The following is a 20,881-nucleotide window of genomic DNA, read 5'->3' on the forward strand; positions in this document are numbered from 1 at the left end:
CTCCTTTGTGATTAACCGGCGTAATAAAGACTTAATCCCTGCCTGAGCTCTTCAAATACTCGGTAATGCCAAAAAGCAATCCCGAGCACGATTGCGATCGAAATGAACAGCATGCTCCATTGCAAAATCTGTGCTTGAGCGGCAAGCTTCTTGACGGTATGCACGGCCACCCTTTCGGCAGTGCGTTGCAATCCCACATCCAGGCCCAGCGTGCTGACCATATCGGTGAAGTACCACCAGAGTTGCGCATCCACCAATCCGGTATCCAGCGATTCTGTGACCCCCAATCCGAGATCGATGCGTTCCATCATGCAAGAGATGTGGTCGTTCATCCAGGGCGTTGATCCCACTTGCTGGATCAATAACGCGTCACGCAACCGTGCAGTCACATTGCCTCGAGGCTGAAGCAGGATCGCCAGCAAAGATAAAAATCTGATCGACTGAACAATCCGATACAAGCGCCAAATTCCCCATGTATCCAACCAGTTTCGTAATGGCCCGATCAGATTCGGCAATGACCAGAATCCGGACCAGGCAATGCCTGCCACCGCCGGCAACGCCATCCACCAAACATTTCGCAACACTGCAGCCGTCTTAAATAACCACTGAGACATCGGACCGTAATAATCCGGCGGCAATGAGGAAAACGCGCGTGTCAGTTGGTCGGCAGTAAAAAAGGGAATCAATAAAATCGCAACCAGTGCCACAAGCAGGCTCAGACCACCGGTCAGAACAGTTCGTAAAAATGTCCGCTGCGCCAGATCGGTTGCCCGGACCACTGCGGATAACTGCCGAAGGGTCTGCACCAGTGCGCCTGCGCCGGCATACTGTGCTGCCTGAATCGCAACCAGATCTTCCGTGGGAATGGTGCCGAACCACGTCGCGAATAAATCTCCCCCGGTTTGAGGAAACCTTTGCGCCCAGTGCCTGGATAAAACGCCTCTATTGTTGCTCGCGCCATACCGATCGGCATCGTCCTGAAATATCTGCAATAAGGTCTTTGCGCCACCGGTCACTGCAATGAGATCGGCAAGATAATCATAAAAATCGGCCCGTTGCGCCTTGAATCCCCGTGCAGCGACTGTCAACCTGAATTGATCAAACACTCGCACCACATCCTTGTCCGGAATTCAAGAATGAGCCGAATCTAATTTCCAGCTCGCGAGGATCAATCTGACCAATCAGCATTTTATAAATTGCAGCCTGGTGAACGGATTTTCCAGTCATGAGGGGATGGGACAAGGCGGTGCATTGCCTGGTGTTGAACCACCTGAGCAATCCCAAACCATTGTGTTTTTTAACGCCATCAAGGAATTCCATCTCCCGTTGCGGCTCGATCATTTCCGCCACCACCGTTCGACCGATTGTTCCGGGCAAAGCAAGCAATGATCGCGATTGACATGTATTGCAACCACTTGGGGAACGAAACCTCAATACCTGACGATCCGTCTGTGTCAAGGATTCGATTGCATCAAGCCAGCGATCAAGCCAATCCGCATCGCGTGTAAACCCCTCGAAGTCCCTTAGCTGTTGATGTGATTTCAAGCCTGAATAATCGATAGAACACATCGAACACAAGCGGGGCAGCAACATTTGATAAACCAGCAGCTTGAGAATGCCGGGCGTGGCGAGCAAATCGCGCGCGACTCCGATGAAGCTAGATGCCAGACGATCCGGAATCAACAAGACAGAACCAGCGTGCACCGTGGTGTACAAATTGACTCCGCATCCTGCAAGATCCATTAGCGCGCGTCCGCCCGCGGAGTCTCGGATTTCTCCAATCAGCAAATCATTCATTGCTGATCGCTTGATTGTCTTGAGCTTGATATCGAACGAGTTTCCGTCCCGATCGTCAAGCGTGCGACTAATCGTATTTTGCAACGCGTTGGGGATAGGATATTCGACCGGATCCTCGATCGTGATGACCTTACGGTCCGCTGGAATGTCGCGCATCAGCGTAGCGATTGTGGTTGACTTACCGGATCCGACCACCCCCGCCAAAATGACTGCACCACCTTGCAATGATCTTGCGCGATGCAAAGCATTTATCTGACAATCCAAATAACCTAGCGTGCGTAAATCGGGCGTCAACTCCAGTTGTTGGGACGCAAGCAAACGCAAACAAACAGAGGGTCCTGAATCAGTCGCCAATGAGGCCCAACGCAATGCTATCGATCGAGTGACGCCTGAAGATTCAACTAAATTCAGATTAAGCCTGCCCTGTTGCTCGATCATTGGATCGAAAACCGCCCCGTTACCACCTTGTACGCCCATCCAGGCAACGGATAACATTTCAAGCATGGTCGCAGTCGGAATATATCGATAGCGTTCCGGACATAGGTAGCGACCGCCAATCGTGAAATAAACCGATGAGTCCTGCTTGAACTTGTCGACATTTAAATGAACATCGCTTGCGGCATGCCGCACCGCCCAGGTGATCATTTCTTTAAACAATTCGCCAAGCGAGGAGCGTTGCGCAGGCGTATCCGACTGAACTGCGTATGAAGCGCCCTGTCGCTCCACATGATCGGTTCGATCAATTGCAATCAGAAGAGCCGAAGCAAGTACAAAAATGCTTGGCTCAACCAGTCGAAATCCCTTTTGCTCCAAAAGCTTCAATACGGCCTGCGTTTGATCGTCCTGACAATATTCAGCCACAACAAACACGCCTGCTCGACCATCCTCGAACAGAACGGGACAAACGCGTCCGGATAATGCCATCACGCCTAGCGAACGACTCAGGGTTCGGACAAAAGCAGGGTTCAAACGAGACAACTGCTCATGCGTATCGATCACTTGATGTGCGCGGGCGCGCCAACTCTGGTCGAGCGGCATGCGTTCGTACGCTGTCAGCTTCATGGGCGCACCTGCTGCAAACACAGAATTTCTTTTTGTTGATCTCTCTTGATATGCACGCAAGGGGGATCGATACGTTCCAACGTCAACGAATCATTTCCGCCACCTGATACGCGATGGTTGCGCTGACCAAGAACATGGACTTCTTGACCAAGCTGAACTTCCGCAGTCAGTGCGCGCCCTATTCCATAAATAGCTTGAACGACAGGCTTTGCGGATTGAGCCGAGGAATTGCTTGACGACATTTCGGCAGATGCACGAGAAGACATGCCTGGCGGGTTATCGAACTGATGCCGCCTGGCAAGACGTAATGCTGCCTGAGCGTCAAGCTGCATCAACTCCTCGACAGTCACGAGTCTGGGGTCCTGTTTGGTCATTTCGTTCTTGAGTTCCGATCCCGTTGCGAAAGTCGTGCAAAAAAACAGAATCAGACCCGAGAGCGATCTTGCGAGAATGCATGCATCAAGGTTTGGACGTTTCAAAAAGCTCCCCCGTCAATTCAAGATTCAATGCGGAATGACTTGCCGGTCCCTGACCTGAAAACGACCCGATCTCCAATCTGGCTCGTCGCCACCGAACAGGCACCTTTAACCCTTCAAGCATCACGACTGAACGCATAGGCCCTTTCACTGCAAAAGAGCGATAACGCCAGATCGGCAACTCTGTAGGCATGGGAATAACTCGTCCCTGAGAGTCCAAGGGAGCTTGAACGCCGAGCACGGCTCCGGTGCCGATACGAATATGATCAAAAGCCAAACTGATGCGCTGCAGATATGACATCCAGTCTTCTGGTTCGGATGCAACGACCCAATCATGAGGCGCTTGGCGATGCGGAACCTGCCAAATCCAGGAGGCACTTTCCAATGGCGAGGCATGCATAATCCACTGCGCGGGCAGATGACGTTCAAGGTCGCTGTTTAGGGAAAATTTATGCTGTCTGTCGAAATGGGCCGCACACTTCCAGCCCGGCATGGCCGCTTCGCATTCGATATTCCGAAGTTTCCAGCCTGCCGGATGCACCGGGACGTCATGCCATGTTCGAGTCAATTCAAGCAAACTTTGATAGTGATGGATCGGGATCTGTGAATCCAGTCGTCGCAAAGCTCTCTGCCACTCATGCCGAGCATCGGGCGCTTCCTGACGAGTCATGTCCGATGTATGGATTAAATATTTTTGCGAATAAATGCCTATGCATCCAAGTATCGAAAACAAAAAGATAGGGATAAAAAAATATTTTCGTAAGCGCTTGACCGGTTGCAATCGCGACAAAGGGGATAACTGTTCCAGCAACCAGGATGGCATCGCCTGATCTGTGAGAGTCGGCTCGGTTTGAATCTGTAGAAATGGAAATCGAGTTTGGATAGGCTCAATTGCCTCGTAGGCTGCGTTCAAGTCCGAAAACCAGCGATCCGTATTGGATAAAACCGCACCCGCATGACTTGCCACCATCCAGCATCCGTGACCTTCAAAAGGAATCAGACAGGCGAAAGCGCCTGCCGAATGCTTTTGCGCATAATGCGCAGCGGCTGAATGCATGCGCGACTTGCGCCCGGCCTGCTTCGATTTCAACCGAGTCATTCCCAGGGATCGCGCACCGACACCCGCAATGACGAAATGTGTCGCCCGCAACGCACGAGATTGTTTGATGCCTTGCTTATGCGGATTGATCCCCACCAATGGCGTCCAATCCAAACCGAACACAAGTTGTTGGCCTCCCGGATGAGTCAAAATCATTGCCGTTCTTGAATGATCCGGATGCAAACTTTGTTTTTTAACCGTGCCCATCGCGCGCTCAGAATCCATCTTCAGCTTGGGCAGTAATCATGATTAGCGTCGCGAGACGTGACTGGCCGGATTGATCCGATCCACCTAGCGCCAGAGGTAAATCAGGTGCCAGACGAGCTTTCCCCACTTCATCCTGTTTTCGTTCAAACCCCGAAATCAACATGGGCTGTCCGGGCTTGAGCGCGACTTGCTGAACCGAGCCATTTCCGTCAATCGTGATCTGCTGGATCTGAACACGTTGTCCCTGATCACCGAGCGTAATTGACTTGAGAGGCTGCGCAACTGTGTTGTCATACGCAATCGATAGCAAGATTTGTCCATCTTCTTGCGCATCCGGAACAAGAGTCAGAAAGGTTCCAACCGTCTCCTCCTTCTGACTCACCGACGAGGAGGCGAGTGATGAATTTGCATGTTTGGTCGAACCCGGCTCAAGCGCAGTCTTGATTTGATCGATATAGGTAAAAGTCGTACGCACCGCATGCGTGACAGGCCTTCGATTCAACGTCATGACAGGAACACTTGTGTGGCGCAAAACCGTACCGTATTGGGAAAGCGCTTTAAGAACGGCCTGACTGCCTTGGACTGCGCCATGCGATCCCGTCAGATTGATTCGGGCTGCATCCACCCCGACCCCAATCGCCGGACTCGCCAGGGATGCGGCTAGCGCCCCTTGATTCAAGACCGTTTCCCAATTTAGTCCGAGCTCGAGATTTTCTTTTGTTGCGAGCGTGATTTCCTCAAAAAGCAAGCGTACTCGCCTGGACATGATTCGATTTTCCTGCGCCAGGTATTGCGCAATCGCATTAAGTGCCTCCGGTGTATCGGTCACGACAATAGAAGTTAAGGCACCCGGCTGTGCAGCCACAATTGCCGCACGAGTCAGAAAGGGTTCGAGCCTGGCGCGAATGGCTTCGATTGAATGTTGCTGCGTCGAACTAAGCGAGGTACGTGAAGCATGATCGAATCCTCCCGCTTTATTTCCGGGAGATCTACCTAAATGCGCATCGGTCTGTGCCGTCAGCGTCAATACTTTGACATCGTAGATGCGAGTCTGCGTTCTGAAAAACTCGATGGCTTCATTGTGATAGCGCCAATAAATTCCCAGCCGTCTGGACAACGCATCAAGAACCTTGGACAAAGGTTGTGGTCCCTGAGCAAATGCCGCGGTCTGAGGCATGCTCGCAACGACCGCTTGACTGGAAACTGTCAATCTGGGCATGAAATTTTCAGCCGGCAATAATGCCTCGGGTTTGATGACTACCGGAATGCCTGTTGCCTGCGTAATGCGTTCAGCCAGAACAACAAGAGATTCCTTTGGTCCCCGGTACATCATTGTGGTGTCGACGTTTTTACGCAATGCCTGCGGCAATGTCGCCTCGCGCGCCAGCGGAACGGCGCGTCCTGCAAGCCACGGTTTGTTGACTCTTTGCGCATTACGTCTTACCTGGTCCCCGGTGATCGCTTGCCTGAAACCATGACGCGTGTCTTGAATGGCCTGATGTGTCCGCGATGCTTGATCCGACTGTTGCAACAAGCGGTCACGCAAGGAGCATCCATTCAGAAACGGCGCCGACAATGCCAGGAATAGGAACAAGACTCGCGACATCACGCCGGTGCTCCTGCCACTGCAGGTGTTGTCGTTCGGTCACAAGGCTCTGAAAGGGCAATAACGCGCAAAACCTGGTTAGCATAAAAGCACGGTTGCAAGGGCCGATCGGACAACTCGGTCGAACCGACCAGGCTCTGGACCGAAGTAATGAAGTCATCTCCGAACTTGGCACCACCGGCCAAAGGAATATCGACATCCACACCCCAATGCTCAGTCTGGAAATGCCAACCACTGATGCCTGCCCAACGCACCAATGTCTGACGTAAATTCTGATCTTCAGGCGTCACCGAGAATGTCACTGAACCGGATGTAAGACTGGCAGAATTCGCTTGATCAGTTTTCGGATTTTGATCAGCTGTCAATGTTGCAGCAATGGACTTTGAGTTCTGTGAAGCTGATGATGCTTTCACGCTTTCTTGCCCGGAGTCTTGTGTAGACTGGATATGTCGCGCCTGCGCTTTGAGCTGACCATGTCGAAAGGTCAGTCTGGGCCAGTGCCCGGCAATGATTGTGTATGGATTCTGTTGCGTGTAAGGCAGGACATGTTCACCTTCTTCATCTGTCGCCAGAATGATCGGTATAGTCTGCTGAGGTGACCATTGCAACCAAATCCGTGATGCGTCCGAAAACATCTGAACTGGTCCGATCGAACGTGCGCCGGATAGTTTCCAGCCGAAATCAAGCTTGCCGCTTGGACTCAATACGTTCGATTCATGCTCTCCGATTTTGGGGCGGCTCGATCCCGCGCATCCCTGAATCATCAGTCCACACAAAAGCAACCACGACACCCGTACGATCAACATAGATCATCAACCAAAAATCAAACGGCGATCATGTTGACGCGTGATCGTAGAGCAAACAATTGTGCCTACCACGCATGGATAAATCGGAAGCAAAAAAAACGGAGCCCGCTTGGGCTCCGTTATGTACTACGATCAAACTTCAATTCGATGCTTTGTCATTCGCATCGGATAATGAAAACTACTTCTTTCTGGCTGCGGGTGCGCTTTTTGCAGGAGCAGGATTCACCGGTGCCTTCGGATCTGTCATCAATGGCTTGGACTCTTCCATCGAAATGTTGAGTGCGGCAACCGGAGGCGTATTACCCTTGAGCGCAGAATTCAATTCACGATCCAGAATCGCCTCGACCTTCGGATAATTATTGATGCGGAAGCCTCGGCTATTTTTTTCAGTACCCGTGCTGAGGTCCTGGACAAGCTTGCGTGCCCCCGGAACACGATCATAGAAAGCCACATCGGCCGTGCGGAATGCCGCATCCGTCAAAGGTAGAAATCCTGTCTTCTGATGCCAGGCTGAAGCGATGACAGGCTTGGCAAGATAAGCCAGGAATGCAACCGTAGCTTTATTTTGCTCTTTGGAATGACCAGAGGCTGCCCACAAAGCCGAACCACTGACAAAAGGCTTACCCGGAACGCGGCTGACCTGCTCATAATGCGGCAGGCTTGCTACGGCAAATTTCAGGTCCCTTGTATTGAGCAACTGCCCGATCGAACCGGAGCCGGTGGTCAAAACAGCGCATTTTTTCTTGGCAAACATATCGTCGGCCGCATTGTCATTGGTATGGAATGTCAGCAGGTTCGATCGTGTCCAGCTCACCATGATCGACAAGTGGCGCATGTAGGTCGAATCAAAGTTCAACATAGGCTGCCTGACACTCACAAGGCCATTATCGGGCGTGACATATTGCGTGTCGTTCAGGGGAGCCAGGTTTTCGAGGTGAATCGTCACTTGCTGGCTAGTGGCATAAGGACAATCGAAAAAATCGGCCTTGTCGCGCACAGCGATCAGATCACCCTGAAGCGCAATCCACGTCACCGGGGGCTTGGCAGGATCAAGGCCTGCTTTTTTATATGCATCGGTGTTGTAAACCATCACCGGGATTTCGGCCATGAAGGGAAACGCCAAAAGACGCTGATTGCTGTCGCGCACGAAACCGGTTGCTGAAGGAAGGAACCACTTCTGGTCTGCGATCGGATATTGCTTCAACAGTTCATGCATTGGCATGAGCTCTTTATGTTGAGCCGTGTGTTCGGGTGAGCGGTTATCTTGCAACTGAATCAAATTAGGCTTGCGCGAGGCGGCTTGCGCACGGCCTTTCGGACCCGTCATGGCCTCTTGATTTTCGAATCGCTTCAAAACGACCCTGGTTTCATTTTGCTCATTGTTGAATTGTTTGGCGATCGATTCGAATTCTTTTGTATTCGAATCGTTCAATGTGTGCCAAACCTCGATTTCGACGGGATTGGCATGCGCCATGCCGGCCGCCATCAACGTTGAGGCCAATGCTGCGGAAATGCGATTGAAGTGTGACAAGCTGGCAGTCCTTTTAAAAATAGACATCATGAATTTTTTTGACCAAGAAAGGGAAATTCGGGCTCGGGTCGCACGCCGGAAATCAGGTCAGCCAGTGCTCTGGAAGAGCCGACTCCCATCGTCCAGCCAAGAGTGCCGTGACCGCTATTGAGATACAAATTCGAAATGGATGTTTGTCCGATCAGAGGAACGTTTGATGGCGTCGATGGGCGCAGCCCGGACCAGTACTGAACATTGTCAAAATCGAGGATATTGCCAAAAAGTTCACGTGCCTGCATCGTCATTGCTTCGCAGCGCGTGCGATTCAAGTCTCTGGAATATCCGGATAGCTCGGCAGTGCCCGCCATGCGAAGTACATTGCCAAGGCGAGTGTAAACAACCTTATGTCCACTGTCGGTGAGACTAACCGTTGGCGCGTCATCGGGATGCAAAATAGGGAAAGAAGCCGAATACCCTTTGGTCGGATAGATCAGGCAAGAAACACCCAGAGGATTCAGCAGCTTTGGAGAAAAACTTCCAAGTGCGACCACCACCGCATCGGCACGCATATTTCTATAGGCACCAGTCGGATCAATGACCTCCACACCCTTAGCCCGACCGGATTCAGTCAAGATCCTTGTAGCTTGACTTGAATACCTGAACTCGACGCCCGAAGATGCGGCCAACTTGGCAAGCTCGACGGTAAAGACATGTGCGTCACCGCTTTCGTCGTCAACAGTGTAGTCGCCTCCAACGATCGAAGATCGATGTGCGGCCAAAGCAGGTTCGATCGCGATGACTTCATCTGCCGAAACAATGCGACGATCAACACCAAAATCCCTCATCACATCAGCCGAGACCTGGGATGAGTCAAACTCTGCGTGATCGCGATAAAAATTCAAAATGCCGCGCTCGAGATGGTTATATTGAATGCCCAAATCCCGCCGCATCTGACGCAAAGTCGAATGGCTGTACTGCGCCATTCTGACCATCGCGCGAATGTTAGTCGTTAAGCGACCGGGCAAACATTCGCGCAGAAAAGCCGCGCCCCAGATCCATTGCCTCCAATCGAGCTGAGGCCTGAAGAGCAAAGGCGCGTCATCCTTGAACAACCATTTGAGAAGCTTGAGCGGGGCTTGCGGGTTGGCCCACGGCTCGGCGTAAGATACGGAAATCTGTCCACCATTGGCGAAACTGGTTTCCTGCGCCGGTCCGGTTGAGCGCTCGATCACAATCACCTCGTGCCCGGCCTGACTCAACCACCAAGCTGTCGAGACACCAATGACTCCTGCGCCGAGAACAATGATCTTCATGGTTAGGAAGTCCTATTCCATTATCCTTTGACCGCCACCGCATCTGCTTCGGATGTAAAGGAATCCGCAAAAAAAGCATCCGCAGGCAACTTGCATGATGCCGTGAATTCACGACGAGCGGAGTCGACCACAATCGGAGCTCCACATGCATAAACCTGATAACCGCTCAGGTCGCCATGATCTTGCATCACCGCTTTATGAACAAAGCCTGTTCGACCGGACCAACCATCCTCCGGTAACGCATCCGATATGACAGGTATGTATTTAAATCCGGACACAGTTTGCGACCATGACTGCGCCAGCTCGTGCATGTATAAATCCGCTGGCCTACGTCCGCCCCAGTAAAGCGTCACAGGGCGCTGGATACCCTGATGAATCATATGCTCAACGATTGACTTGATGGGAGCAAAACCGGTTCCGCTTGCCAGCATGATGATTGGCAAATCGCTGTCTTCCCTTAGATAGAAAGAGCCGTGTGGACCTTCGAGGCGAAGAATTTCCCGCTCTTTCATTTGCGTTGCACCGACCCCAAACACATGATCAGTGAACAAACCACCCGGTAAATGGCGAATATGCAATTCGAGCGCTTCGGCTGCGTGAGGCGGATTGGCCATCGAATAACTGCGGCGCTTGCCATCCTTCAGAAGAAGCTCGACGTACTGTCCGGCGTAAAAACGAAACGTTTCGGTGGCGGGCAATTGCAGTTTGAGCACGGCCACATCCGACGAAGGGCGTGTAATAGAGGTCACTCTTGAAGGCAGTTTCCGGATTTGGATGTCAGTAGCCAATCGCACGTCACGCGACTCAATCACCAGATCGGATGCCGCGTGCGCCTGGCAAAGAAGAGCGTAGCCCTGCTCGATTTCTTCAGGTGACAAGATTTGGGATGGCGCAGCACCTTCCTCAAGCTGACCCGATACGACTTTTGCCTTGCAAGTCGAGCAAGCTCCACTGCGGCAACTGTATGGCAACACGATTCCTGCTGCCAAAGCCGCATCCAGAACCGATTGATCCGGATTAGCCTGAAATTGATGCTGACTGGGTAAAACCGTGACCTGAAAAGACATGAAAACTGCCTGAAAAGAGTTAAAAATCAAGTAACTTCAACATTTTAACGTCAAAGTACGGGAGATAGAACGGGTTGTTTGGAGCGAACCGAAAGTTGTTTACCCTTGCGCGCGCGCTTGGAGATATAACCGGCCAGTTCGGAGCCGAACAAAATGTCTTCCACTTGCTTGTTGCGATAAGTTCCAGTCACACGCAGCCCTGCAACGGTAACCGGAACAGTCTGGGCCAGAACATCCGGAGGATCAATGCCCATCAGAATGGTGCCTCGTCCACCACCGGCCAGACTCTTGATCTCTTCGACCGGAATCACAAGAATGCGCTCTTTCGTTGTCAGGAAAGCAACATGTTTGGCATGATCGAACAAGGGTACCGGCCTGAGCAATCCGTCTTTATCTTCGATGGTTACAAACTGTTTACCAGCACGCTGACGGCTAGTCATATCGGAAATGCGGGCGGAGAAGCCGAATCCCTGACGCGTCGAAAGTAACCAGCGCGACGCCGGCGCCGCTGCAATCATGTGCTCGATACGCGAGCCCGGAGTCAGATCGATCATGGAAGTAATCGGTGCGCCATCCCCACGCGCAGAGGGCAATGAGGAAACCGCCACGGAGTAGACGCGACCGTTATCCCCGAATGCAATCAGGGTATCCGTGCTGCGGCATTCGAAAACGCCATAGCAGCCATCGCCCGCCTTGAACGAAAACTGGGTGGCATCATGTCCATGACCCTGTCTGGCACGCAGCCAACCCTTTTCCGAAACGATGACTGTCACAGGCTCATCAACTACGCGGACCTCCAGAACTGCGCGCTCTGCAGACTTGATCAACGTACGGCGATCATCGCCATATTGCTTGGCATCCGCTTCGATTTCCTTGACGATCAGGCGCTTGAGGGCGGCCGGCTGGTCGATCAGCTCTTGCAACTTGATCTGCTCTTGACGCTTGTCCGACAATTCCTGCTCGATTTTGATTCCTTCGAGTCGAGCCAGCTGGCGCAAACGCATTTCGAGGATATCGTCTGCCTGGCGCTCTGTCAGTTTGAAACGCTGCATTAAAGCTGCACGCGGTTCATCCGATTCGCGAATGGTGCGGATGACTTCGTCCACATTCAGATAGACCAGCATCCGGCCTTCGAGCACATGAATCCGGTCCGAAACCTTTTCGTGGCGATAGCGCGTACGACGCAACACCGTATCGGCCCTGAAACCGATCCACTCGATCAGGACATCGCGCAATCCTTTCTGACGCGGACGACTATCGGTTCCGATACACACCAGATTGATCGGAACACTGGTTTCCATGCTTGTTTGGGCCAACAGTGTGTTGACGAACTCATCACGGTCGATCTTGGATGTTTTCGGCTCGAACACCAATCGAACAGCAGCGTCCTTGCCCGACTCGTCCCGCACTGCATCAAGCAAAGCCAGCATCTGCGCTTTGGTTTGCTGCTGTTCGGGTGACAAACTTTTTTTGCCCGTCTTGATTTTGGGATTGGTCAAATCCTCGATTTCTTCAAGTACTTTTTGACAGGATGCTCCCGGGGGCAGCTCGTGCACCACCAGTTGCCACTGGCCTCGGGCCAACTCTTCGAATTGCCAGCGCGCGCGCGCTTTGAGTGAACCGCGACCTGACTGGTAAATATTCGCGATCTCTTCAGATGGGGTGATGATCTGGCCGCCACCGGCAAAATCCGGGCCCGGCACCATTGCATACAACTCTTCATCAGCCAAATTGGGCTGCTTGATCAGTGCGACACACGCGGCGGCAACTTCCCTGAGATTATGCGCGGGGATTTCAGTTGCCATGCCGACCGCGATTCCCGATGCACCATTGAGCAACATGACAGGCAGGCGCGCCGGCAGCATAGATGGCTCTTGGTGGCTGCCATCGTAATTAGGAATGAAATCGACCGTACCTTCATCCAGCTCATCAAGCAACAGACGCGCAAACGGTGTCAGGCGCGCTTCGGTGTAACGCATTGCAGCCGCATTATCGCCATCCCTGGATCCGAAGTTGCCTTGTCCGTCTATCAAGGGATAACGCAAACTAAACTGCTGAGCCATGCGAACCAATGCATCGTAGGCTGCCTGGTCTCCGTGAGGGTGATATTTACCGAGAACATCGCCGACCACCCGGGCCGACTTGACTGGTTTGGCCCCCGACTGCAGGCCCATCGCCTGCATCGCATAAAGAATGCGTCGTTGAACGGGTTTTTGACCATCGCCTACATCGGGAAGCGCACGACCACGCACCACCGAAACGGCATAATCAAGATAAGCCTGCTCGGCATAAAGCCCCAAAGTCAGCGAGGCATCACCGTCGCCTTGATCGAAAAGTCCCGGTTGTGAACTGTCAGACATATACTTTCACTTAAAAAATTATTTAGATATCGACTTCGGCAAGATTGCCCTTTTCTTCAAGCCATGTGCGACGCTGTCCGGACTCACCCTTACCCATCAGCATGTCGAACATTCGATTCGTCTGATCGGGATCCAGTTCTCCATACCCGACCGGCAACATCCTGCGCGTATCCGGATTCATGGTGGTTTCCCACAACTGCTCTGGACTCATTTCACCCAGACCTTTGAAACGGCTAATGTCCCACGATCCCTCCCGCACGCCTTCCTTGCGCAACTTATCCTGAATGACTTCAAGCTCCGCAGCATCCAGGCAGTAGATCTTGCGGGCAGGACGCTTGCCCAACGCAGGCACATCCACCCTGAATAAAGGTGGACGCGCGATATAAACATGACCGGATTCGACCAGCTTGGGGAAATGGCGGTAAAACAAGGTCAGCAATAGAACCTGGATGTGCGAGCCGTCCACATCCGCATCGGACAGGATACAGATTCGGCCATATCGCAGATTGGATAGGTCGGGTGCGTCATTCGGGCCATGTGGATCGACACCGATAGCGACCGAAATATCGTGAATCTCGTTATTGGCGAAAAGGCGGTCGCGATCGACTTCCCAAGAGTTGAGCACCTTGCCCCGCAAGGGTAAAACAGCCTGAAACTCTTTATCGCGCCCCATTTTGGCCGAACCACCGGCCGAATCGCCCTCAACCAGAAACACCTCGGTTCTGGCAGCGTCCGAAGACTCGCAATCGGTCAATTTGCCCGGCAAAACGGCGACGCCTGAGCTTTTACGCTTTTCGACCTTCTGGGCCGACCTTGCGCGCGCCTGAGCTTGCCGAATCGCAAGCTCGGCAAGTTTTTTACCGTACTCGACATGGGAGTTAAGCCAAAGATCAAGGGCCGACTTTACAAAACCACCCACCAAACGCACTGCATCGCGACTATTCAAACGCTCTTTGATCTGTCCCTGAAATTGGGGATCGAGCACTTTTGCCGAGAGTACAAAGCTGGTGCGCGCAAAAACGTCCTCGGGCAACAGCTTGACCCCTTTAGGCAGCAAACTGTGCATTTCGGCGAAACCTTTAACCGCGTTGAACAGTCCGTCACGTAATCCTGATTCGTGGGTGCCTCCCGCAGGCGTAGGAATCAGATTGACGTAGGATTCGCGTACGACATTACCTTCATCGTGCCATGCAACAACCCACTGGGCGCCTTCACCATCGGCAAAGCTTTCGTTGTCGGCGTTGGCAAATTGTTCACCCTCGAAAAGCGGGACCCGCAACTCTATGCCTTGCAGGGCTTCATTCAGATATCCCGCCAAGCCATCTTGATACTGCCAGGTGCGTGTATCGCCCGTTTTTTCATTGATTAGCGTCACCTTGACGCCCGCCATCAATACGGCCTTGCTACGCAGCAAGTGCATCAATTCGGCCTGAGGAATGACAGCCGAATCAAAGAACGAATGATCAGGCCATACACGAACCCGTGTTCCGGATTTTTTGCGGGATAACTCAGGGGCCTGGGCGAGCGGCTCGATCACATCCCCGTTGGCGAAAACCATTCGATGCGTGGCGCCTTCGCGCCAGACCACGAGTTCGAGCTTCTTGGCCAACGCATTGGTGACTGATACGCCGACACCATGCAGCCCCCCGGAAAATGCGTAGGCGCCACCGCCCTTTTTGTCGAACTTGCCTCCGGCGTGCAACCGCGTAAAAACCAGTTCGGCAACAGGCGCCTTTTCTTCGGGATGCATTCCGACCGGAATACCTCTGCCATCGTCTTCGACGGTGACACTGCCATCCGTGTTCAACGTCACCTGAATATGCTTGCCGAAGCCGGCAAGCGCCTCATCGGCTGCGTTGTCAATCACTTCCTGGATGATATGAAGCGGGTTTTCGGTTCGGGTATACATGCCCGGACGTTGTCTGACGGGCTCCAAGCCCTTCAGGACTCGGATGGAAGATTCGTTGTATGACTTAGTACTCAAGTTATCCCCAGCGGCTGTGGAAAAGATGGGCCATTTTACGGAAAATGCCAATATTGGCGCGGCAAGAGGTGCAAAGCGCAGAAATTGCGCATTCTACCTCCCCCCTAGCCCATGTATTGATGTTATGCTTTAATTCACTCAAGTGATCTCGCCCAAGGGGCCTGACACAATAACTACCGAGAAAAAAATGAGCGAACACATTAAAAACGTGAGCGATAGTAGCTTTGACGCGGACGTCATCAACTCGTCCACGCCTGTACTGGTTGATTACTGGGCCGCCTGGTGCGGTCCGTGCAAGCAGATTGCTCCCATGCTGGAAGAAGTTGCTGCCGAATATGCAGGCAAGGTCACAATCGCCAAGATGAACGTCGACGAAAACCAGGACATCCCTGTCAAGTACGGCATTCGCGGCATTCCTACCTTGATGCTTTTCAAAGACGGCAAAATCGCCGCGACCAAAGTGGGCGCGCTGTCTAAGGCACAGTTAACCTCTTTTCTCGATAGCGCAATCTGACCCGTTTCCACGCGCGGGCCCGTCCGTGGCCCGCCACTGGCACCTCTAGGCGCTAACGCTGCACAACCAGCAAAATTGCATAAATATCCCCTCCCTCCTGAAGTCACTTTTCTTTACAGACATCAATGCACCTGAACGAACTTAAGGCACTGCACGTTTCGCAGTTGCTCGAGATGGCCGCCGGCCTCGAAATAGAAAACGCCAACCGCTTACGCAAACAGGAACTGATGTTTGCGATCATGAAACGACGCGCCAAACAAGGCGAGCAGATTTTCGGGGATGGTGTACTCGAAGTATTACCCGATGGCTTCGGATTTTTGCGCTCTCCCGATACGTCCTATCTGGCCAGCACAGACGACATTTACATCTCGCCATCCCAGATCCGTCGCTTCAACTTGCACACCGGCGACTCCATCGAAGGCGAAGTACGTACACCTAAAGATGGCGAGCGCTATTTCGCTCTGGTGAAAGTGGACAAGGTCAATGGTTTTGCGCCTGAGGCGATCAAGCATCGCATCATGTTCGACAACCTGACCCCGTTGCATCCGGACAAAGTGATGCAGCTTGAGCGAGACATCAAAAGCGAAGAAAACCTGACCGGCAGAATCCTGGACATTTTCGCTCCGATCGGCAAAGGACAGCGCGGCCTGATCGTCGCCAGCCCCAAATCGGGTAAAACGGTGATGATGCAGCACATTGCCCATGCCATCACGACCAACTTTCCTGATGCGGTCATGATTGTGATGCTGGTGGACGAGCGTCCGGAAGAAGTGACCGAAATGCAACGCACCGTGCGCGGTGAGGTCGTGGCCTCGACATTTGATGAACCCGCCACACGTCACGTGCAGGTTGCCGAAATGGTGATCGAACGCGCGAAACGTCTGGTTGAAATGAAAAAAGATGTTGTCATTCTGCTCGACTCGATCACCCGGCTTGCGCGTGCCTACAACACGGTTGTTCCAACATCTGGCAAAGTGCTGACCGGTGGCGTGGATGCCAACGCATTGCAACGCCCGAAGCGATTCTTCGGCGCTGCCCGCAACCTTGAAGAAGGCGGCTCGCTCACCATCATCGGTACCGCCTTGATCGAAACCGGCAGTCGCATGGACGAGGTGATCTATGAAGAATTCAAGGGCACGGGCAACTCCGAAGTGCACCTCGAGCGCCGCCTGGCCGAAAAACGCGTCTATCCGGCCATCAATCTGAACAAGTCAGGCACACGTCGCGAAGAGCTTCTGATCAAGCCTGATGTATTACAAAAAGTCTGGGTGCTTCGCAAGTTCATCCACGACATGGATGAGATCGAATCGATGGAATTTATTCTGGACAAGATGCGTGCCACCAAGAATAACCACGAATTCTTCGACATGATGAAGAAGTAATATCTGCAGGTGATCGCCTAACTGGCGATCACCAATTTCAATTACCTCCGTTGGAAAACAGGCTTCCTTCTGGTGGGGCCGCTTTAGGTGCCTCAATAGGCTCAAGCGTAGGATCATCCCAAGGACCGCGCACCTGATATTTAACCGTCATCGCACGCTCGATCGGATTTCTCAATAGAAACTGCGTCACCAGAGCGCTCACACCGACAATGGGATTCACGACAAAGCCTGTCGCCACTGCTGTGCCACTCATATCAAAACGTGGCTTGACATCGGCATCCATGTTCCACGTTTTGTGATTAAGATCAGAGCTACCAACCATCGAAATCGTAGCCACAGGACTTGCAACAACCAGATTCGACGTACTGGCCACCCCTTCCTCGATTTCGAAAGACCCCGAAATTTCATTCCAGGGATAACCGTCTTTAAACGCATTGCCCGGACTGAAATTAAAGCTCAAGATGCGTTGTAAAGACTGCAAAGACAACAATTCGAGCAGGCGGGCACTGCGCGAATTGACATGCTCGAATACACCTTTCTCAAGATCAATCGTCGCCTTGCCATTCATCCCCTCATAGGAAAATACCCAAGGGAAATTGATCCAGTTGATTTGAGCCTTGATCGTACCTTTGCCGTCCCTCACTCGATCGACATGACCCATAAGCTCGGATAACTTGCCCAGGTCGGAGATGGCCAGATCGGCATCCAGATGAATGCCCCGATTGCCGCCCTTTAGTCTCCATTGCCCTTTAGCGTTCAGTTTTGCGAACGGATTTTTAATCTCCAGACTTTCAATGTTCCACGACTGTCCGCGCTGGATGTTGTCTCCGCGCAAATAAAGGCTACCTAAACGGCTGCCGTAAAGTTTGAAATCATCGATGATCAAATCAATGGCGGGGATGTCGGACCATTGGCTTTCGTTCATGTTTTGAATTTTGGGAGGCACTTCAGCCGATGTCGAAGGGGCGCCCAGTTCAAGCTTCGAAAATTTGGCCCTGACACGACCAGCCAATGCGCCGGAGGCGAGTTGCCAGCTAAATGAACCCTCAGTTTCTTCAGAGCGCAACAACACCTGCCACTGCCCGATGTCCGGTTGACTTCCCGATACGGTCAAATCGGAAAAAACCAACTCATCAAACACCAAACGCGGTGATTTGAGTGAAAAGCGATCAATTGGCGGAAAAATCGGAATGTTTGTAACACCGGATTTAGATTTTTTATCAGCCGAGACTCGATCAATCAAGTCGCTCCAGTCACTCCACTCTATAGGGCCCAAAGCCAGGTCGACCTTCATCCCCTTTGATGGTAATTCAGCCTGAGTCCCCATCGCGATGACTGCCTGGGAAAAATATGATTTACCCCGAAAACCGGCCGCCCTTTCAAGTCGGCCATTGATTAAATCACCTAAGGAGAAATAAATGGAGTGTCTGTAATCATTTTTCTGCTTTTGCGAAGACCAGCGGAAGGTCAGAGGCGCTTTGTCCGTCGCACCTTTACCCAAAGGTGCCGGCAAAGCAACAGCAAGCCCCTCTAACGACGTGGTGAGCGAAACATCGACACCTTCTTTATTGTTTTGCGCGATTTGAGCCCGGTATTTTGTTCGCCCTTTCAGAACACTTAAAGCCGGTAAGTTGGCATATTCGCGCATGCCATCAACAATCGCATTGCCTTCAATGATGATTTTCCCTCCGGGTTCACCAACGGCGCCGTCAATCACGATATCACCGCCAAGAAAGCGAGCGGCAATGTTGTTGGCCCGAAACACCGCATTCGAAAAATCCAATGTTCCTTGAATATTTTCTAGTTTGGGCAAGTCTTCACCGAAATTTACCGAGCTGCCGGCAAAAACAATCTGGCCTTTAGCTTTAGTTTCATCAGGCTTGTCTAGATCGATTTCAAGTTCGAGTGGAACCTTCCACAAGCCTGTAGCGCCCAACTTATCGAAAATATCGCCAATTGCGGCGTTCAGAGGCGTGTGACGCAGCACACCAAGATAATCCTCGGCTTGTCCCTCTGTCTGCGTGCTGATCGACAACACCGGCTTGAGCATCAGATCCGGAATTTTGGCCTGGATCGATTTGGCATACACTCTTTCGCCTTTCGTTCCGAGTAGCGTAGCCGAGTCGATATCCAGAGACAAGGCAAGCTTATTCAGGGCAATTCGTCCCGTTGCCTCGATCAAGGGCGGCCAACCAAGCTCTTTTGCCTGAGGTGGGCCGTAATCGATCGATAAATCCTGAAATCGACCTTGTATATCGAACACACCTGTTTGATCCGGTTGATTGAAAGGTACCTGACTTAATCCACCGTTCATAGTGAAAGTCAGTTGTTCGAACTGGCCCTTAGTCAACGCGTCCCTGAGCCAATGACGCGTTTCAATATCTATCACCGGGGTCAGATACTGATGCAAAGACTGGGCCGACAGCTTTGGAAATGAGGCCTTCAAATCAATCATCCCCAGATGATCCTGCGATGAGGCTTTCCAGGATCCGGCCAGGTTTAATTGCAGATCAGTTTGATCAATTTGCAATGAGTCGATTTTCAGATAGTCGATCGCATCACTCGATCTGAAAAGCTGCAAAGTGCTCTTAACACTGCCAAGCGCAAGTTTGGAGGGCTCAAAAAACGAACTTTCAATATTCAAGTCATTGAAAGAAACGGTAGTCTTGATCGGTTGCCCGCTCTGGCCGATCAATAAGTAGTCGCTGTTCGACTGCGGTAAAAAATCGGACAGCAAACCAGTCATTCGCAAATCGAATTTAGTGGCATCGAATCCTGTGAGCGATCCTGAAGTATCGTCCGGCATCAGGAATCCCGGCTTATTGCCTGACAGCTCGAATATGGTTTGACCGAGTTTGCCATCCGCCACATCGATCCATGTTCGCGCGGCAAAGCGCCCTTTTACTGCCGGTACATCCAGCCAGGGTGCAAGCGCCAAAGGCTCAAGATCCTGTATTTCTGCGTAGATTTCCGCTTCCCGTTTGTTTTTTGACGCAATCTGATTAAACAAATGATTAGTCTGAACAATCAGCTCGAACCGATTACCGACGTTGTCAGGTAATTTGGCATTCATCAGGAAACGATGAGTGAATAATCCATTGTTCAATGCAAAATCAACTTTGGTCAGAACGAATTCGGGTGCATTGCGCTGAGCGTCCGACCAACGGATGATCGCATCACTCACCTGAACCTTGCCTTGACTGAGTAACCAGTGAACTAAAGGTGTATCGGCATCGAATTTAATTTTGCTATTCGGATGCGACTCGATCTTGATTCCGGCTACCGAAAGAGCGCCCTGTGCATCCCTGGAAACAGACAAATCGATTCCATTGATTTCGAGACGTTGTAATCTCAAGTCCCAATTCATTAAGCTTTGCCATGATACGGAGGCAAAAGCATGAGGCACTCTGAGCAGGTCGGCGTCTTGCTCGTCGCGCATAGTCAGATCTTGGACAGTAAGCGTGGGGGATAACCCCGCCCACCCCGCAGCAAGGCTTCCGATTTTGACTTGCATGCCCAAGTCTGACGAAAGATGGTGCTCGATTGCCGGACGCCACTCGTCGATGCGAGGAATCACCCAAAAACGTACCGTAAGCATCACCACTGCCGCGGCGAAATACACCAACAGCAAGGTAGCCAACACCCAACGAAGCAATTTCTTGAAAAAACTCAAAGTCTTCAACAAACTAATCTAGTAA

At 52.0% G+C, this 20,881-nt stretch carries 14 protein-coding genes; 2 read left to right on the forward strand and 12 right to left on the reverse strand.

Going from position 1 to position 20,881, the window contains the following annotated elements; translation table 11 throughout:
• Positions 1–11: 11 nt before the first annotated feature.
• The 11 genes from G3I67_RS10075 to parE all read right to left on the reverse strand — a co-directional run bounded on the left by G3I67_RS10075 (position 12) and on the right by parE (position 15,287).
• Entirely contained in the window at positions 12–1,106 is a 1,095-nt protein-coding gene (locus tag G3I67_RS10075; protein WP_163654915.1) for a type II secretion system F family protein, read from the reverse strand.
• Entirely contained in the window at positions 1,099–2,859 is a 1,761-nt protein-coding gene (locus tag G3I67_RS10080; protein WP_235931852.1) for an ATPase, T2SS/T4P/T4SS family, read from the reverse strand. Before G3I67_RS10080 ends, G3I67_RS10075 begins: the two co-directional genes overlap by 8 nt.
• On the reverse strand, positions 2,856–3,338 hold the full coding sequence (locus G3I67_RS10085) for a hypothetical protein (protein WP_163654917.1): 483 nt from the start codon (positions 3,336–3,338) through the stop codon (positions 2,856–2,858). The genes G3I67_RS10080 and G3I67_RS10085 overlap by 4 nt, the downstream gene beginning before the upstream one ends.
• A complete protein-coding gene (locus G3I67_RS10090; protein ID WP_163654919.1) occupies positions 3,319–4,659 on the reverse strand; it encodes a type IV pilus inner membrane component PilO in 1,341 nt (446 codons plus the stop codon). Before G3I67_RS10090 ends, G3I67_RS10085 begins: the two co-directional genes overlap by 20 nt.
• Positions 4,649–6,247 carry a type II secretion system protein GspD gene (locus tag G3I67_RS10095; protein WP_163655200.1) on the reverse strand — a complete coding sequence of 533 codons (1,599 nt, stop codon included), beginning with the start codon at positions 6,245–6,247 and terminating at the stop codon, positions 4,649–4,651. The genes G3I67_RS10090 and G3I67_RS10095 overlap by 11 nt, the downstream gene beginning before the upstream one ends.
• Positions 6,247–7,053 (reverse strand): toxin co-regulated pilus biosynthesis Q family protein, encoded by an 807-nt coding sequence (locus tag G3I67_RS10100; RefSeq protein WP_163654921.1) that lies wholly within the window; start codon positions 7,051–7,053, stop codon positions 6,247–6,249. The genes G3I67_RS10095 and G3I67_RS10100 overlap by 1 nt, the downstream gene beginning before the upstream one ends.
• Before the next feature lie 178 nt (positions 7,054–7,231).
• Positions 7,232–8,614 carry an extracellular solute-binding protein gene (locus G3I67_RS10105; protein WP_375539314.1) on the reverse strand — a complete coding sequence of 461 codons (1,383 nt, stop codon included), beginning with the start codon at positions 8,612–8,614 and terminating at the stop codon, positions 7,232–7,234.
• A complete protein-coding gene (locus tag G3I67_RS10110; protein WP_163654923.1) occupies positions 8,611–9,876 on the reverse strand; it encodes a D-amino acid dehydrogenase in 1,266 nt (421 codons plus the stop codon). The genes G3I67_RS10105 and G3I67_RS10110 overlap by 4 nt, the downstream gene beginning before the upstream one ends.
• Positions 9,877–9,896: 20 nt before the next feature.
• The gene (locus tag G3I67_RS10115) at positions 9,897–10,943 is read right to left on the reverse strand and encodes a CDP-6-deoxy-delta-3,4-glucoseen reductase (RefSeq protein ID WP_163654926.1); all 1,047 of its coding nucleotides are present in this window, start codon (positions 10,941–10,943) and stop codon (positions 9,897–9,899) included.
• A gap of 50 nt (positions 10,944–10,993) precedes the next feature.
• On the reverse strand, positions 10,994–13,303 hold the full coding sequence (gene parC / locus G3I67_RS10120) for a DNA topoisomerase IV subunit A (protein WP_163654927.1): 2,310 nt from the start codon (positions 13,301–13,303) through the stop codon (positions 10,994–10,996).
• A 22-nt stretch (positions 13,304–13,325) separates the two neighbouring features.
• Positions 13,326–15,287 (reverse strand): DNA topoisomerase IV subunit B, encoded by a 1,962-nt coding sequence (gene parE / locus G3I67_RS10125; protein WP_163654930.1) that lies wholly within the window; start codon positions 15,285–15,287, stop codon positions 13,326–13,328.
• A 187-nt stretch (positions 15,288–15,474) separates the two neighbouring features.
• Between parE and trxA the strand changes: the two genes are divergently transcribed.
• Complete coding sequence (gene trxA, locus G3I67_RS10130) at positions 15,475–15,801, forward strand: thioredoxin TrxA (RefSeq protein ID WP_163654932.1); 327 nt, start codon at positions 15,475–15,477, stop codon at positions 15,799–15,801.
• Positions 15,802–15,926: 125 nt separating this feature from the next.
• Complete coding sequence (rho, locus tag G3I67_RS10135; protein ID WP_163654934.1) at positions 15,927–17,183, forward strand: transcription termination factor Rho; 1,257 nt, start codon at positions 15,927–15,929, stop codon at positions 17,181–17,183.
• A gap of 37 nt (positions 17,184–17,220) precedes the next feature.
• Here the strand turns inward: rho and G3I67_RS10140 are convergent, their stop codons facing one another.
• Entirely contained in the window at positions 17,221–20,856 is a 3,636-nt protein-coding gene (locus tag G3I67_RS10140; protein ID WP_163654936.1) for a YhdP family protein, read from the reverse strand.
• Between the last annotated feature and the right edge of the window lie 25 nt (positions 20,857–20,881).

This window comes from Sheuella amnicola, assembly GCF_010499255.1.
Lineage (GTDB): Bacteria > Pseudomonadota > Gammaproteobacteria > Burkholderiales > Burkholderiaceae_B > Zwartia > Zwartia amnicola.

Bases quoted from the DNA above. Each gene is read 5' to 3' on its own strand.
- rho (WP_163654934.1), top strand. From the start codon at position 15,927: ATGCACCTGAACGAACTTAAGGCACTGCACGTTTCGCAGTTGCTCGAG.
- G3I67_RS10100 (WP_163654921.1), bottom strand. From the start codon at position 7,053: ATGTTGATCGTACGGGTGTCGTGGTTGCTTTTGTGTGGACTGATGATT.
- G3I67_RS10115 (WP_163654926.1), bottom strand. From the start codon at position 10,943: ATGTCTTTTCAGGTCACGGTTTTACCCAGTCAGCATCAATTTCAGGCT.
- trxA (WP_163654932.1), top strand. From the start codon at position 15,475: ATGAGCGAACACATTAAAAACGTGAGCGATAGTAGCTTTGACGCGGAC.
- parC (WP_163654927.1), bottom strand. From the start codon at position 13,303: ATGTCTGACAGTTCACAACCGGGACTTTTCGATCAAGGCGACGGTGAT.
- G3I67_RS10105 (WP_375539314.1), bottom strand. From the start codon at position 8,614: ATGATGTCTATTTTTAAAAGGACTGCCAGCTTGTCACACTTCAATCGC.
- G3I67_RS10095 (WP_163655200.1), bottom strand. From the start codon at position 6,247: ATGTCGCGAGTCTTGTTCCTATTCCTGGCATTGTCGGCGCCGTTTCTG.
- G3I67_RS10110 (WP_163654923.1), bottom strand. From the start codon at position 9,876: ATGAAGATCATTGTTCTCGGCGCAGGAGTCATTGGTGTCTCGACAGCT.
- G3I67_RS10090 (WP_163654919.1), bottom strand. From the start codon at position 4,659: ATGGATTCTGAGCGCGCGATGGGCACGGTTAAAAAACAAAGTTTGCAT.
- G3I67_RS10080 (WP_235931852.1), bottom strand. From the start codon at position 2,859: ATGAAGCTGACAGCGTACGAACGCATGCCGCTCGACCAGAGTTGGCGC.